The sequence below is a fragment of the Shinella sp. S4-D37 genome, assembly GCF_040812195.1.
Lineage (GTDB): Bacteria > Pseudomonadota > Alphaproteobacteria > Rhizobiales > Rhizobiaceae > Shinella.
On the sequence record NZ_JBFNXL010000005.1, the window covers coordinates 3,126,642 to 3,141,591 of the forward strand.

Consider the following 14,950-nt stretch of genomic DNA (forward strand, 5'->3'; position numbering starts at 1 on the left):
GCTTACCGGCTTCCGCCGAAGGTGCGGATGGCTTCCTTCAGCGATTCCTCTGTGTCGCGCATCAGCGAGGCGACGCTCTCGAAGGCGCGGGTGACCTGGATCAGCTGGGTCATCTCGCCGATGGCGTTGACGTTGGATTCCTCCACGTAACCCTGCACCACGCCGGCATCGAGACGGTCGACGACCGGTTCCGGCGCGATGCTGGTGATGATGCCGCTGTTGCCGGCGCGCACGAAGCCGCCGGAAAGGTCCGCCTGGAACAGGCCGAGCGCGGCGACGGGCTGGCCGTTCTGGTTGAGCTGGCCGTCGGCGCTGAGCAGGATCGGCCCGTTGGCGAGGTCGAGCTGGATCGGACCGCCGCCGGCGTCGAGCACGGCGTAGCCGTTGAGCGTGACGAGTTCGCCGGCATCGGTCACCGTGAAGCGCCCGTCGCGCGTCAGCGTCGGGCCGGACGGCGTCTGCACCTGGAACCAGGCGTCGCCCTTGATGGCGAAGTCGAGCGTGCCGCCGGTCTCCGTCATGCCGCCGCTGCGCATGGACAGGAACTCGTTGCCCTGCGACACGAAGGCGACGTCGGCGGTCTTCTGGTCGCTGATGACCTGGTTGAACTTCACTTCCGTGGCACGGAAGCCGACCGTCGTCGAGTTCGCGACGTTGTCGGCCAGCGTCGTCAGGCGGCGGTCGAGCGCAAGCTGGGACGAAAGCGATACGTAGAGTCCGGTCTGCACGTCAGCGACCTCCGAGTTTCAGGTTGTTGATGGAAATGAGCAGATCCGTCGAAATGCCGGTGAGGCTCGACGGCTGGAAGGCGGTCAGCGGATCGTAGCTGCCGGACGGGTTCTCCAGCTCCCACATCGAGGTGAAGCGCTCGAGGAGCTTGCCGACCTTCGCGGTATCCTTGAAGTCCGCGAGATCGAACGTCTGCTCGTAGAACTCCGCCTGGCGATCGATGTCGGTGGCGGCGAATTCCGCGGGAAGCTGCAGCGCCGTTCGCACGACCTGCGCCAGCGCGTCGTCGGCGATGATCGAATAGCCCGAAGTGATGGAGGAGGCCATGCGCTCGAAATAGAGTGCCAGGCGCACGCCGGTATTGTCCTCGCCGGCGCTGACTTCCAGCGTCTGGCGGGTGTATTTTTCGACGACGCCCTTCTGGGCGCGCTCGAAGGTGGTGGCAAGCTCGCCGTCCCTGGCGAAGTTCAGCGACTGTGCCAGTTCCTTGTAGCGCGTGTCGGAGAGCTGGTTGGCGAAGGCCTCCTTGTCGTCGACGCCCTCCGTCAGCACCTTGCGCATGAAGGCCTTGGCATAGGCCATGTCCTCCAGCCCGTGCGCCTTCATCGCGTAGTTGTAGAGCCGGGCATCGGCGAAGAAGTCGTCGACCGATTTCACGCTGCCGATCCTGGCGAGATAGTATTCCGTCTCGCGCTTGACGTCCGGCTGCTCCGAAACGCGCTTCAGCGACGTCTGGAGGTCCGCGGTAATCAGCTTGTAGCTCGTATAGGTGGTCGTCACGATGGGCCGCCGATCAAGGTTCGCGAGGGCATGATTGCCCGTTTTGAACCATGATCCTCGCGGCTTTTGCTTGCGCGAACCTGATCCGTAAACCTGCCGTTAGGTACAGCTTCACGCAAGGCTGGAGCCGTATTTCCGGAACGGTCAGAATTGTGTCGGGACACCTGCGCTCATGAACATCGTTATCGGTCTAATCGTTACCTTCGGCTGCGTCCTTGGCGGCTACATGGCCATGGGTGGTCATCTGGAAGTGCTGAACCAGCCCTTCGAGCTCCTGATCATCGGCGGCGCCGGCATCGGCGGCTTCATCGTGGCCAACACGATGAAGGTGATCAAGGAGACCGGAAAGGCGCTCGGCGAAGCCTTCAAGCACAAGGTTCCCAAGGAGCGTCACTATCTCGACACGCTCGGCGTGCTCTACAGCCTGATGCGGGACCTGCGCACCAAGTCGCGCAACGAGATCGAGGCGCATATCGACAACCCGGCCGAATCGCCGATCTTCCAGTCCGCCCCGACGGTGCTCGCCAACAAGGAACTGACCGCCTTCATCTGCGACTACGTCCGCCTCATCATCATCGGCAATGCCCGCAGCCACGAGATCGAGGCGCTGATGGACGAGGAGATCCAGACGATCACCCGCGACAAGATGAAGCCCTACAACGCGCTCAACACGATGGGCGACGCCTTCCCGGCCATCGGCATCGTCGCGGCCGTTCTCGGCGTCATCAAGGCCATGGGCGCCATCAACGAGAGCCCGGAGATCCTCGGCGGCAAGATCGCCGCCGCCCTCGTCGGCACGCTGCTCGGCGTGTTCCTGTCCTACTCGGTCGTGACCCCGATCACCACCAACATCAAGGTCGTGCGCGAGAAGCAGAACCGCCTCTACATCATCGTCAAGCAGACACTGCTCGCCTATATGAACGGCTCCGTGCCGCAGGTGGCGCTGGAATACGGCCGCAAGACCATCTCTTCCTACGAGCGCCCGTCGATCGACGCGGTCGAGCAGGAAATGATGAATCCCGGCGGCGGTTCGAAGGCGGCCTAAGAGATGAAGGAAGCACGCGTGACCGAAGCCCCTTCCGCCCTTGACATGGACCCGATCGTGCTGGCCCGCCTCACCGGCCGGCTCGGCGACCAGGCGACGATCTCCAGGCTCTGCGCCAGCCTCGGCGAGGTCTTCGCCGAATTCCTGCCGGACATGCTGGAAAGCGAACTCGGCTTCGAGGTCGCCGTCTCCTATGCCGGGTTCGCGACGGGCAAGTACGGCTCGCTGGTCGAAGGCCTCGGCGGCGCCATGGCGGGCTGCGACGCGTCGCTGCGCGACTGGTGCGAGCGCTTCACGCTGATCTGCGACAGCCCGATGATCATAACGCTCGTCGAGAACATGCTCGGCGCCGTCAGCGACGCGATCGACGATCCGGAGCCGCGCCCGCTCTCCAAGATCGAGCTCGACCTTGCCGCCATGATGTTCGACCGGATTTCCGGCGTGCTGAAGACCGCCGTCATGGGCGCCAACGGCTTCGAGCCTGTGCTCGGCCCGGCGCACAATGTGGAAACCCGCAAGGCCGCCGAGGACGGCTCGGACGAGGCCTTCGTCGCCATGGTCAACATGGCCGTCGGCATCGGCCCGGTGCTCTCGACCTTCCATGTCATCGTGCCGCAGGCGGTTCTTCTGAAATCGACCATCGCCGCGCCGAAGCCCGCCAATGCGCCGAAGACCCGCGTCGAGTGGAGCGAGCAGCTCGGCGAGCAGGTCCGCCGATCGAAAGTCTCGCTCGAGGCGCGCATCCGCCTGGAAGCCCAGACGCTCGACACGATCAGCCGCCTGCAGGCGGGCGACATCATTCCGTTCAACGAAGCCGGCGACGTGCGCGTCGAGGTCAATGCGAACGGCCGCAACCTCTATGTCTGCGAATTCGGCCGCTCCGGCGCCCGCTACACGGTTCGCGTCAAGGACACATACGGTTCGGAGGAAGACATCCTCCAGCATATCATCGGATAGTTTGGGCATGATGCCGGCCCGCAGGCACGCCTCGGGCAAGTTTCGAATGGAATAGTGGTCTTATGGCACCGAAGAAAACACCCATCGCTGACGACATGACGTCTTCCCTCAATGCGGGCGACCAGGAACTGGAGCAGGCCATCGACGACCTGCGCGGCGTTCTTCAGAAGGATTCCACCGGCGGCTTTGCCGCCGACCTGCCGGCGACCGTCGATGACGACCCGCTCGCTGCCTTCGGCGGCGATTTCGGCACGTCCGACTTCGGCGGCGCCGCGGCCGCGCCGGATTTCGGCGCCGGCGCTGGCGCCGACACCGGCTTCGGCGGATCGGATTTCGGTGGCGGCACGGACTTCGGCGGCAGCGACTTCGGCGCCGAGCCGGGCGAAGCCGCACGGCCGGGCAGCGCGCTGCACTCCAATCTCGACCTCATCATGGACATCCCGATCGATCTGCAGATCGTGCTCGGCTCTTCGCAGATGCAGGTCTCCAGCCTCATGAACCTTTCCGAAGGTGCCACGATCGCGCTCGACCGCCGCATCGGCGAGCCCGTCGAGGTCATGGTCAACGGCCGCGTCATCGGCCGCGGCGAGATCACGGTTCTTGAGAACGACGACACCCGCTTCGGGGTCAAGCTCATCGAAGTGAAGAGTACACGCAAGATCTGATACCGGTTGAGGTCTCAGGGGGATGGATCCATGATGGATTTCGAAAATTTCGGCACCTCCACGGCGGTCGGCGCACCGCTGACGCAGGTCGAGAAGGCGGCAGCCGTGCTTCTCGCCATGGGCAAGGGCGTCGCCGGCAAGCTGCTAAAATATTTCACCCAGAGCGAACTCCAGGCGATCATCGCCGCCGCGCAGAACCTCCGCGCCATCCCGCCGCATGAACTGATCGACCTCGTCAACGAATTCGAGGACCTCTTCACCGAAGGCGCGGGCCTGATGGACAACGCCAAGATGATGGAAGGCATTCTCGAAGAGGGCCTGACGCCGGACGAGGTGGACGGGCTGCTCGGCCGCCGCGCCGCCTTCCAGGCCTACGAGACGACCATCTGGGACCGCCTGCAGGACGCCGACCCGGTCTTCGTGGCGAAGTTCCTTCTCAACGAGCACCCGCAGACCATCGCCTACATCCTGTCCATGATGCCCTCGGCCTTCGGCGCCAAGGTGCTGCTGGAGATCCCCGACGATCACCGCGCGGACATCATCAACCGTACCGTCAACCTCAAGGACGCGAGCCCGAAGGCGACCGCGATCGTCGAGGCACGCGTCATCGAGATGATCAACGCGCTGGACGCCGAGCGCAACTCGATCGGTTCGAACAAGGTCGCCGACCTCATGAACGAGCTGGAGAAGTCGCAGGTCGACGAGATGCTCGCCTCGCTCGAAACGGTCTCGACCGAAGCGGTCAAGAAGGTCCGCCCGAAGATCTTCCTCTTCGAGGACGTGCTCTACATGCCGCAGAGAAGCCGCGTGTCGCTGTTCAACGACGTGTCCGGCGACATCATCACGGCGGCGCTGCGCGGCGCCTCGGTCGAACTGCGCGAATCGGTCCTTTCCTCCATCGGCGCACGCCAGCGCCGCATGATCGAATCCGACCTTGCGGCCGGCGACCAGGGCGTCAACCCGCGCGAGGTGGCGATCGCCCGCCGCTCGATCACGCAGGAAGCCATCCGCCTCGCCGCGGCCGGACAAATCCAGTTGAAGGAAAAGGACGAGGAGCGTCAGGCGGCCTGATCCTCCTTGACACGGTAACGCCACAGGCGGAGCGTATCTGCGGCCCGAATCTCCAGGAAAGGGGATTCGGGCCGTTTGTTTTTGGCCGTCCTGCGCGGCCCGGGAGCGCGACGTGTCGGACGACGACAAGGACAGCAAAACAGAACTTCCAACCGAGAAGAAGATTCGCGACGCGATGGAGAAGGGCAACACCCCCTTCTCGCGCGAAACCACCATCTTCGCCTCGACGCTGGCGATCTATCTCTTCCTCGTCTTCTTCCTGCCGGGGGGAATTGCGCGCATGAACGAGACGCTGCGCGACTTCTTCGAGCAGCCGGAGGCCTGGAACCTCAAGACCGGTACCGACGTCATCGCCATCTTCCGCCATCTCGGCTGGGAGGCCGGCACGCTGCTCCTACCCATCCTCGCCATGATGATGCTGTTCGGCATCGCCTCCTCGGTCCTGCAGAACCTGCCGAGCCCGGTGATGGAGCGGGTGCGCCCGCAGATTTCCCGCCTCAGCCCGATGAAGGGCCTCGGCCGCCTTTTCGGCAAGCAGGGCCTCGTCGAGTTCGGCAAGTCGCTGATCAAGATCCTCATCGTCTCGCTGGTCGTGGCCCTCGCCATGCGCGGCAACTATTTCGCCTCGCTCGACACGATGTTCTCCGAGCCGGCGACGCTCGTCCACATGATGACGGCGGACATCAACAAGGTGCTGCTGATCATCCTCTTCGCGACCGCGCTGATCGCCGGCATCGACTTCGCCTGGACGCGCCATCACTGGTTCTCCGAGCTGATGATGACGAAGCAGGAAGTGAAGGAGGAAATGAAGCAGTCGCAGGGCGACCCGATCGTGAAGGCCCGCATGCGCTCGATCCAGCGCGACCGCGCCCGCCGCCGCATGATCACGGCCGTGCCGCGCGCCACGCTTGTCATCGCCAACCCGACCCACTTCGCCGTCGCGCTGCGCTATGTGCGCGAGGAGGGCGATGCGCCGGTGGTCGTCGCCAAGGGCCAGGACCTCGTCGCGCTGAAGATCCGCGAGATCGCCGAGGAGAACGGAATACCGGTTTTCGAAGACCCGCCGCTCGCACGCTCAATGTTTGCGCAAGTCTCGGTGGATAGTGTCATTCCGCCGGTGTTCTACAAAGCCGTGGCGGAGCTGATTCACCGGGTTTATGCAGCTTCGCCCCAGACCAAACGGGTAAACTAGATCCGATGAGAAAATGCACCTACTCCGCCGAGCGCGAGAAGATTGTTGCCGAAGCAATCTGCCCGGTCGCCACTGAGCTGCGCCTGCTCGATGCCGCCGATCTCGTCTCGCTGTTGCGTTTCGAGTGCTACGGCAACCTCGCCGACCTGGTCTCCTCGGCGGCGGAGCTCTATTTCCTGCCCGGCACGGTCAATTTCGGCGCCGGCGGCGACTACCGTCTCGACTGGGATAGCGAACCGGAGGTGACGCTCGACATGGAACTGCGCCCGCAGGGCGTGACGGTCTATGCCAAGCTGATGCTCCAGAAGGACGTGGCCGGCGTGGAGGTCACCCATGTGGCCTTCAACGACCCGTCCGCCGACCCCGACGACAATACGGATTTCCTGCGCAGGAGCCTGGCGGAAGCGAAATACGTGAAGTCCGATTCGGGGTCGCAGCACGCCCATTGAGGGCGCCAAAAACCCGCGAAAACCTCTCTTTCGTCATGCTCGGGTTCAAGCCCGGGCATGACGACGGCGGGCCCAAGGATGACGGCAGCGCAGTGGCGCTCGCGACCCCATTCTCGTGTCAGGTGATGTATCCGAGCCGGATGGCCTTGGCGATCGCCTGGATGCGGTTGACCGCATCCAGCTTGGTCGTCGCCGTGCCGAGATAGGCGTTCACCGTGTGCACGGAAAGGCCCATCTTCTCGGCGATCGCCTCGGAGATGCAGCCGTCGCCGGCCATCTGGAGGCAGGCGATCTCGCGTTCGCTGAGCGCTTCGGACGGCGCCAGCTTGCGCTCCTCGCCGGCCAGCATGTCGATGAGCACCTGGCAGCTCTTCATGTGCATGTCGACGATGAGATCGCTGGACGGGGCGATGAAGGTGCCCATGAAGAGGACGTAGCCGTTGCCGTGCGCGCCGAGGCGAACGGGAAACGCGATGCCCGACCAGGGCAGGAGCCGCGCGGGAAGGCGCGTCGTGAAGGGCTCGGCACCCGATTCGGCGAACTGGTTGTCGCCGGCCCCTTCCCAGAGCAGCGGTAGCATGGACGCTTCCAGATGGGCCAGCATGGCAGCGCCATGGGCTTCAAGGAGCGCGCGCGCATTGCTACCGACATCCTGCGCCCAGTTGTGCAGCGACAGGGTGAGCTTGCGCGCCGCCGGCAGGCCGTGGCCGCTGAGGCGGAGCACCGCGAAATGCTCGGCGCCGAGGATCGTCTGCATCACCTGCAGGCGGGAGACGAAATCGGATGCCCGCGCCGCCTTGGGCGGACGCGCCAGGCGGATTTCCGTCTCCAGGGCAGCGGGGGAGGAAAGCTGGATGTCCATGGCAGTGATCCTGTCTGTTTATCCTGCGCCATTCGGGACGCAGAACCGCTGCGCCCCCTTGCTGCAATTGCTCTAGACGAGGCTGTTTCGAACGGCCCAGGCGATCGCCTCCGACCGCGTCTTGGTCGCGGTCTTGCGCATCACGCTGGTGATATAGTTGTTGATCGTGTTGCGCGAGATACCGAGGATGACCGCGATCTCGTCGCTCGTCTTGCCTTCGGCGATCCAGTAGAGGCACTCGATCTCGCGTTCGGTCAGGTCCAGCTCGCGGTCCTGCCTCAGGATCACGCTCTGGCAGCAGACGCTGGCGAAATAGCCGGTCATGACGCCGACGTCGCGCAGCTTGCTCTGGGAGAGGATGAAATGCTCCGGAAACAGCAGCAGCAGCGACATGCGGGCCCGGCCGACATGGAAGGCGATGACGCAATATTCGCGGCTGACGCCCTTCGGCATGGCGATATCGTCGGCCATGTGGTGGAAGCAGGGCTTCAGGAGGCCGAGGCACTTGTCGAGTTCGCTCATGCGGGACTGGCTGGCGACGACGGCACCGGCGATGGTGCGCACCATGTCGAAAGGCCAGTCCGAGGCGACGACCGTCTCCATGCCCGCTTCGGGTGAAATGTCGTGACGGACGAGAAGGTAATGGGACGCGCTGACATAATCGGTCAGCGCCCTCAGACCGCAGGACAGGCCTGCGCGATCCGCACAGCGTCCCAGGTGTTGAACCAAAAGTTCACGCGCACTCTTACGCTCACCCGTCTCGGCAGAGAATCCATAGGATTCCCAGGCCGCGACATCCGACCGGATCGTTTCCATGATAGCCCCCTGTTCCGATTTCGAGCGGAGATCCATGCCTCCTTCCCGCCAAAAGTCCGGAACCGTCCGAACTCTTCCCGGTCAGGCCGCATCGGCAAGAATCACCAAGCGAATCAGTGACTAAAGTGTACATCGACCTTCGCTAAAAACCATCGTCATCTTCTCGGGATTTACTTTTGCCGGCTTCTGTGAGTCGCCATGCGCAGGGTGATTTGCTTGTCGGCCACCCGCCGGAGACAGAAGCTTAAGCCATTGTTAACCATGAAGTATTGGCGCACCGCCATCGACGCGTCCGCAAAAGGCGCGGCCAATCGGGCGGGAGAGTGCGGCTCGCGATATCCTCATTCGACCGCAACGGCGATAAATTTTTTTCACCGATCACGGTCCCGTGAACGCGTGTGCAGGCAAGAGGGCGCGCGAATACGACAGATTTGCTGCAACCGAGCGGAACGAGCGTTGCCGAAAAGCGACAGGCGGGGGTCAAAAACGGACAGCGCCATATTTCTGCCCCAACGAAAACGCGGCCGTTTCCGGCCGCGTCGCTGTTCGTCTCGGTGTGCCAGGATCAGGCAGCTTCCTGTTCGGCGGACCACTTGCGCAGGATCTTCGCCGCGCGCTCCTCGCTGATCTCGACCATGCGGCCGAGGCGACGCTCCGGGCCTTCCTTGACGCGGCGGTTGAAGGCGCCGTCGCCGTCGTCGCCGGCATTGAGCAGGTCGTCCGTGCTGTCGAAGCCGAAGTCCGCGCCGAAGCCGTCCATGAGGGTGGCGCCGGGGCCGCCGACGCCGGCAGCGGGCGAGAAGTCGGGCAGTTCGAGGCCGCCCACGTCGCTGTCCAGCGCATTGGCGGAGGCGCCGCCGCCGGTGACCGAGCGAACCGCCGGACGAAGGCCGAACCAGACCACCACGAAGGCGACGCCGAGGAAGGCGAGTGCGTTGATGATGCCGCCGAGGTTGCGCGTCAAGACTTCCATCACGCTCGGTCCCGCCACAGCCTCGTCGAGAAGCTGGTGATCGAGGAACTCCATGGCGGTGATGGTGACGACGTCGCCGCGCTCGGTGTTGAGGCCGGCCGCCGAGGCGACGATCTGCTGCACCTTCGCGATATAGGCGTCGAGCTTCGCCTGGTCGGCCGGCTCACCCACCATGGCCGCGACCCGGGCGCGGTTGACCACGACGGCGACCGACAGCTTCTCCAACGTGTAGCTGTTGCGCATGGTGGCAACGGTCCTGCTGTTGATCTCGTAGTTGGTCTGCTCTTCCTTCTTGTCGGCCTCGTCGCTCGACTGCGCGCCGCCGGCGTCGCCCTGGGGGCCGCCCTGCGGGATGTTCTGCTCGACGGTGGCGGCCTTGTTGTCGGCCTGCTGCTGCGACTTCTGGCTTTCGCGCGTCACGCGGACGGAGCGCTCGACGCGCGATTCCGGATCGTAGACCGTCTCCTGGATCTGCTGGGTATCCATGTTGAGCGCCGCGGTGACGCTGGCGCGGAAATTTTCCATGCCGAGGAACGGCGCGAGCGCCTTCTCGATATTGTGCTCGACCTCGCCCTGCACGGTCTGCACGGCGGTCAGCGAGCGGTTGATCGCGCCGTTCTCGGCATCGTCGCCGGAGGCGAGCAACTGGCCGGCGGAATCGAGGATGGTGACGCCGTCGACTTCAAGGCCCGGAACGGAGGCGGCAACGAGGTGGCGGATCGCGGCGGCCGATTCGCGGCCGGCCTGCGCGCTCGCGCGGATCATGACGGAAGCGGTCGGCATCTGCTCGGCTTTGCGGAAATTGCCGCGCTCCGGCATGACGATGTGCACGCGGGCGGCGGCAATGCCGCGGATCTGCTGGATGGTGCGGGCGATCTCGCCTTCGAGGGCGCGAACGCGCGTCACCTCCTGCATGAAGGAGGTGAGGCCGAGGGAGCCGACCTTGTCGAAGAGTTCGTAGCCGGAATTGGCGCTGCTCGGCAGGCCGCGCTCGGCGAGATAGAGCCGCGCCTTGCCGGTCTGCCCGACCGGCACCTCGATGCTCGATCCGTCCGTGCCTGTGTTGAAATCGATATTGGCTTCGGCGAGCGCCAGGCTGATCTGGTTCACATCGGTCTTTTCCAGGCCGACATAGAGCGTCTCGTAAGCGGGCTTGTTGACCATGATCCCCGCGGCAAGCACGAGGCCGATCGAGACGACGGCGGCTCCCGCCAGCATCGCGAGTTTAGCCTGCCCCAGCAAAGCCAGGTTCTTGTAGACTTTCGTCAACTGTTCCAACAGATTCATTCTGTTCCCGCACGGACTAGTCGCCTCAAGCCCCGGCCAACATGCCGGCGCGATCAGACGCATTTTCAATCTCGTGGGACGGACCCGGCACATTTCCGCACGCGCCGGCCTGCCCCATGGAATACGCGGACCTAACTGATCCGGGCTGGAGACTAGACCGTGAAACTTGCGCGAGCATTTCGTTGCCGCGCGCGCGGCAAATGCGGCAAAACGCAAGACGGCGCCCCGAAGGCGCCGCCCAACAGACTGATCATATTGAAGAAACGGCTAGAAGGCCTCGAAATCGCCCGCCGCCTTGCCCAGCGGCTGGGAGTGGCCGTGGCGCATCCCGTTGCTCAGCGCCTTCTGCATGTCGGCAAGCTTCACCAGATTGAGCGCCGTCGTGACATCGACGATCCAGCTGTCGGGAATGCTTGCGGTAATGGTGTCGATGAACTCGGCGATCCCCCGCGTCTTCTGCACGGCGAGGTCGATGCCCTGGAGCACCATCATGCGCTCGGCCGCGTCCAGCACGGCATCGCCGTGAAGGCCGGCGAGCTGCGGCTCGATGCGCTCGATCAGGTAGGCGACATCGTGCAGTTCCGACACGATCCGCATCAGGACATCCGGAAGGGCTTCCTCCATGGCAGTGGCTGCACTCAGATACTCGGCTTGCATGGGTTACCCTCTTTACCCGTACGGGCCGGCGGACCTCAGGTCGCGACCGGCAGCGTACATACGCCTTTACTTCAGCTTCCTTAGGGGCGAGACGCCCGTTCAGAAGAATTCGATCGAGCTTTCGACGGGCTTGGCAACGGGTGCGGGCCGCTGCTCCAGTGCCACCGTCTTCTGCGTCTCGACGCCCGTCAGGGCATATTGCCGGGCCCGGCCGCTCGATGGCCAGTATTCCAGCTTGCGGCCGTGCTCGCCGCCGGTGCTCTCGCCGACGACCTTGATGCCTTCGTCCATCAGGAACTGCCGGGCGAAGCGTGCATTCTGCTCGCCGACATTGGAGAAGCGCGCGATCGTCCTGGCGCCGCCGAAGATCTTCGCCTCCAGCCGGTCGCGCCGCGCGCCCTGCTTCAGGAGGCCGTTGATAAGCAGTTCCATCAGATGCACGCCGTAGCGCGTGGCGTCCCCGCCCGAGGCCATGGCCTCGGCGGAGCCCGGCAGCAGGAAGTGATTCATGCCGCCGACGCCAACGACCGGGTCGCGCATGCAGGCGGCCACGCAAGACCCGAGAATGGTGGTGAGCACCACATTCGGGTCGTTGAGGACCTTGTATTCCCCCTGAATGACATGGACGCGGCGCGTCCCGGCGTCTGGCATCATTTCAATGCCCCGAATACGGCTTCGATGGCCGCCTTCATCTTTTCGATGGTGAACGGCTTGGCCAGAACGTTGTTCGCGCCCAGCGCCGCCGCCTTCTGCACCAGGGCGCGGTCGCCCTGCGCGGTCAGGATGATGAAGGCCGCCTTCTTGGTGTTCGGGTTCGAGCGCACCGCCTGGAGGAACTCGATCCCGTCCATCTTGGGCATGTTGAAGTCGGAGATGACGAGGTGGTGCGGCTGCTGGGACATGATGGCCATGCCCTGCGCGCCGTCGCCGGCCGCCGTGATCTGCTTGAAGCCAAGCTGCTGCAGGGCATCGCCCAGAAGCAGGCGGCTCGTCACCTGGTCGTCAACGATAAGGACTTTGATTTTTTCAGCGATAGACATTATTCGCTCCCTTCTCTACGGGCCGCAGTGATTTTCAAGATTTCCTCCCCGATGGAGGAGAGCGGAAACTGGTGTTCTACGGCGCCAAGCTCGAAAGCCACTCTCGGCATTCCATATACGACGCAGGTTTTTTCGTTCTGGCCGATGGTCCGCGCCCCTGCATGGCGCATTTTCAACAGGCCGCTTGCCCCGTCCCGGCCCATGCCGGTGAGGATGACGCCGACGGCGTTCCGGCCGGCAAGCTCGGCCACCGAATCGAACAGCACATCCACCGAGGGGCGATGGCCGTTGACCGGATCCCGTTCCACCAGCCGGCAGCAGGGCGCGTGCGGGTTGGCGATCTGAAGGTGACGCTCGCCGCCGGGCGCCAGGTAGATCTTGCCGATCTCGAGCCGCGCGCCGTCCGTCGCCTCCTGCACCACGGGCGCACAGAGCCGGTTCAGTCGGTCCGCGAAGCTCTTGGTGAAGGTCGGCGGCATGTGCTGCGTGATCACCGTCGGCGGGCAGTTGACCGGGAATTTCTGCAGGACCGCGATCAGCGCCTCCACGCCGCCCGTCGAGGCGCCGATGGCGATCACCCGGCGGCCGGGCTTGTAGGCGGCGGCCAAATTGACGTTGGCGGCGGTCGGCGCCAGCGGCGGCGCGTCCGTGCGGACCTGGCGGCGCTGCGCGCGGGCGGCGGCCTTGACCTTTTCGGCAAGGTCGCCGAACGGGCGGGCGTCGCCCGGCTGCGGCTTGCCGACGCAATCGAAGGCGCCGATCTCCAGCGCCATCAGCGAGGCCTCGGCGCCGCGATGGGTGAGCGTCGAGACCATGATGACCGGCATGGGCCTCAGCTTCATGATCTTGTCGAGGAATTCGAGCCCGTTCATGTTCGGCATCTCGATATCCAGCGTCACGACGTCCGGATTGAGCTGCTTGATCGCGTTGCGGGCCTCCATGGCGTCGCCGGCCTGGCCGATGACGTTGACCTCCGGGTCGGCATTCAGCACGGCCGTGATCAGGCCGCGCATGGTCGGCGAATCATCGACGACGAGTACGCGGGCGGGTGCCATCATGCGCTCCTCCTGTGCTTGCCGGTGTAGCGGTAGGTTGTGATGCCGATATTGTCGAACTGGTTCTTGGCCTCGCCCGAGACACGCTCGGAATGGCCGATATAGAGGTGACCGTTGTCGCCCAGCATGCCGGCGAAGCGCGACCAGATCTTCATCTGCGTCGGCTCGTCGAAATAGATGACGACGTTGCGGCAGAAGATGACGTCGAACGGCCCCCTGAACGGCCATTGCGCCATCAGGTTCAGTTCGTTGAAGGTGATGAGCCGCTTGACGCGGTCGTCGATCTGCCACTTCTGCCGCCCGCCCGCATCCACCTCGCGGAAGAACTGCTTGCGCATGGCCGGGTTGACCGTTTCGAGCGCATTGGCGTCGTAGGCGCCGGCGCGGGCGATGGCGAGAATCTTCGGGTCGATGTCCGTCGCAAGGATGCGGAAGTCGTAGTCCGCGGCGTTCGGCATCAGCGACAGCACGGTGAGCGCGATCGAATAGGGCTCCTGCCCGTCCGAGCAGGCGGCCGACCAGATGCGCACGCGGCCGCCGTTGCGGGCGCGTGCAAGCAGTTCCGGCAGGACCTCGCCCTTCAGGTGGTCGAAATGGTGGTTCTCGCGGAAGAAGCGGGTGAAGTTCGTCGTCAGGTGCGACAGCATCTCCTTGCGCGCCGACGCGCCGGCCGGGGAGGAAACGAGCGCGCAATATTCGCGAAACCCCTTCAGGCCGAGCTGGCGGATATGCTTCGACAGGCGCGAATAGACGAGCGAGGCCTTGGTCTCGTTGAGATAGATGCCGGCATCCGCATAGATCATCGCCGCAATCTCGGACAGGTCCTTGCGCGTCAGCGGATATTCGCCGCTCGCCAGGCACTCGTCGGGAGACTGCCGCGTATCGATGGCCGAGGAATAGGTCATGCGGCTTCGCTTTCGGTATGCGGGAACAGGGAGTCGAGTTCGATGAGGCAGATCATGCGGCCCTCGATGGCGAGGATACCGCGGGCATAGGCCTTCTCCACCTCGTTGGCGATGTCCGGCGTCGGCTGGATGTTCTCGTCCGTCACGGTCAGGATGTCGGAGACCGCATCCACCAGGAGGCCCACCACCTTCGGCCCGACCTGGGCGACGATGATGACATGGCGCACGGTCGGTTCGGCCGGCTTCATGCCGAGGCGCAGCGACAGGTCGACGATCGGTAGCACGGCACCGCGCAGGTTGATGACGCCCAGCACGTAGGAGGGCGCGTGCGGCATCGATGTCGCCGGGGTCCATCCACGGATCTCCCGGACCGACATGATGTTCACACAGAACTCCTGCTCGCCGATCCTGAAGGCGATCAGCTCTCGGCCGTGCGTGAGATTCTTTACCGCATACGTCGTCGTCAT

17 protein-coding genes are annotated in these 14,950 nt (G+C 64.3%); 6 read left to right on the plus strand and 11 right to left on the minus strand.

What is annotated here, in order from left to right:
* Positions 1 to 2: 2 nt before the first annotated feature.
* Together flgF and AB3G45_RS22825 are read right to left on the minus strand one after the other, a co-directional pair.
* A complete protein-coding gene (gene flgF / locus AB3G45_RS22820; protein WP_367832723.1) occupies positions 3 to 728 on the minus strand; it encodes a flagellar basal-body rod protein FlgF in 726 nt (241 codons plus the stop codon).
* Position 729: 1 nt separating this feature from the next.
* Positions 730 to 1,509, minus strand: coding sequence for a DUF1217 domain-containing protein (locus tag AB3G45_RS22825; RefSeq protein WP_367832724.1), 780 nt, complete (start codon positions 1,507 to 1,509; stop codon positions 730 to 732).
* A 172-nt stretch (positions 1,510 to 1,681) separates the two neighbouring features.
* Between AB3G45_RS22825 and motA the strand changes: the two genes are divergently transcribed.
* The 6 genes from motA to AB3G45_RS22855 all read left to right on the plus strand — a co-directional run bounded on the left by motA (position 1,682) and on the right by AB3G45_RS22855 (position 6,888).
* On the plus strand, positions 1,682 to 2,554 hold the full coding sequence (motA, locus tag AB3G45_RS22830) for a flagellar motor stator protein MotA (RefSeq protein ID WP_367832725.1): 873 nt from the start codon (positions 1,682 to 1,684) through the stop codon (positions 2,552 to 2,554).
* Between the two features lie 45 nt (positions 2,555 to 2,599).
* Complete coding sequence (locus tag AB3G45_RS22835; protein ID WP_367833648.1) at positions 2,600 to 3,511, plus strand: FliM/FliN family flagellar motor switch protein; 912 nt, start codon at positions 2,600 to 2,602, stop codon at positions 3,509 to 3,511.
* 62 nt (positions 3,512 to 3,573) lie between these two features.
* Positions 3,574 to 4,176 (plus strand): flagellar motor switch protein FliN, encoded by a 603-nt coding sequence (gene fliN / locus AB3G45_RS22840; protein ID WP_367832726.1) that lies wholly within the window; start codon positions 3,574 to 3,576, stop codon positions 4,174 to 4,176.
* 30 nt (positions 4,177 to 4,206) lie between these two features.
* Positions 4,207 to 5,247 carry a flagellar motor switch protein FliG gene (gene fliG / locus AB3G45_RS22845; protein WP_367832727.1) on the plus strand — a complete coding sequence of 347 codons (1,041 nt, stop codon included), beginning with the start codon at positions 4,207 to 4,209 and terminating at the stop codon, positions 5,245 to 5,247.
* Between the two features lie 112 nt (positions 5,248 to 5,359).
* Complete coding sequence (gene flhB, locus AB3G45_RS22850; protein WP_367832728.1) at positions 5,360 to 6,439, plus strand: flagellar biosynthesis protein FlhB; 1,080 nt, start codon at positions 5,360 to 5,362, stop codon at positions 6,437 to 6,439.
* 5 nt (positions 6,440 to 6,444) lie between these two features.
* The gene (locus tag AB3G45_RS22855) at positions 6,445 to 6,888 is read left to right on the plus strand and encodes a hypothetical protein (protein WP_367832729.1); all 444 of its coding nucleotides are present in this window, start codon (positions 6,445 to 6,447) and stop codon (positions 6,886 to 6,888) included.
* A gap of 118 nt (positions 6,889 to 7,006) precedes the next feature.
* On the opposite strand, the gene AB3G45_RS22860 is transcribed toward AB3G45_RS22855, so the two are convergent.
* The 9 genes from AB3G45_RS22860 to AB3G45_RS22900 form a co-directional block, all read right to left on the minus strand.
* The gene (locus tag AB3G45_RS22860; protein WP_367832730.1) at positions 7,007 to 7,750 is read right to left on the minus strand and encodes a LuxR C-terminal-related transcriptional regulator; all 744 of its coding nucleotides are present in this window, start codon (positions 7,748 to 7,750) and stop codon (positions 7,007 to 7,009) included.
* A gap of 72 nt (positions 7,751 to 7,822) precedes the next feature.
* Positions 7,823 to 8,566, minus strand: a complete 744-nt coding sequence (locus tag AB3G45_RS22865) for a LuxR C-terminal-related transcriptional regulator (RefSeq protein ID WP_367832731.1) — start codon at positions 8,564 to 8,566, stop codon at positions 7,823 to 7,825.
* A 565-nt stretch (positions 8,567 to 9,131) separates the two neighbouring features.
* Entirely contained in the window at positions 9,132 to 10,826 is a 1,695-nt protein-coding gene (gene fliF, locus AB3G45_RS22870) for a flagellar basal-body MS-ring/collar protein FliF (RefSeq protein WP_367832732.1), read from the minus strand.
* A 267-nt stretch (positions 10,827 to 11,093) separates the two neighbouring features.
* On the minus strand, positions 11,094 to 11,483 hold the full coding sequence (locus tag AB3G45_RS22875; protein ID WP_367832733.1) for a hypothetical protein: 390 nt from the start codon (positions 11,481 to 11,483) through the stop codon (positions 11,094 to 11,096).
* A gap of 99 nt (positions 11,484 to 11,582) precedes the next feature.
* Positions 11,583 to 12,137: a chemoreceptor glutamine deamidase CheD gene (gene cheD / locus AB3G45_RS22880; RefSeq protein ID WP_367832734.1), complete on the minus strand. Its 555-nt coding sequence runs from the start codon at positions 12,135 to 12,137 to the stop codon at positions 11,583 to 11,585.
* The gene (locus AB3G45_RS22885; RefSeq protein ID WP_298099611.1) at positions 12,134 to 12,523 is read right to left on the minus strand and encodes a response regulator; all 390 of its coding nucleotides are present in this window, start codon (positions 12,521 to 12,523) and stop codon (positions 12,134 to 12,136) included. The genes cheD and AB3G45_RS22885 overlap by 4 nt, the downstream gene beginning before the upstream one ends.
* Entirely contained in the window at positions 12,523 to 13,581 is a 1,059-nt protein-coding gene (gene cheB / locus AB3G45_RS22890) for a protein-glutamate O-methylesterase CheB (RefSeq protein WP_367832735.1), read from the minus strand. The genes AB3G45_RS22885 and cheB overlap by 1 nt, the downstream gene beginning before the upstream one ends.
* Complete coding sequence (gene cheR / locus AB3G45_RS22895) at positions 13,578 to 14,483, minus strand: protein-glutamate O-methyltransferase CheR (protein ID WP_367832736.1); 906 nt, start codon at positions 14,481 to 14,483, stop codon at positions 13,578 to 13,580. The genes cheB and cheR overlap by 4 nt, the downstream gene beginning before the upstream one ends.
* On the minus strand, positions 14,480 to 14,950 hold the full coding sequence (locus tag AB3G45_RS22900; protein WP_367832737.1) for a chemotaxis protein CheW: 471 nt from the start codon (positions 14,948 to 14,950) through the stop codon (positions 14,480 to 14,482). Before AB3G45_RS22900 ends, cheR begins: the two co-directional genes overlap by 4 nt.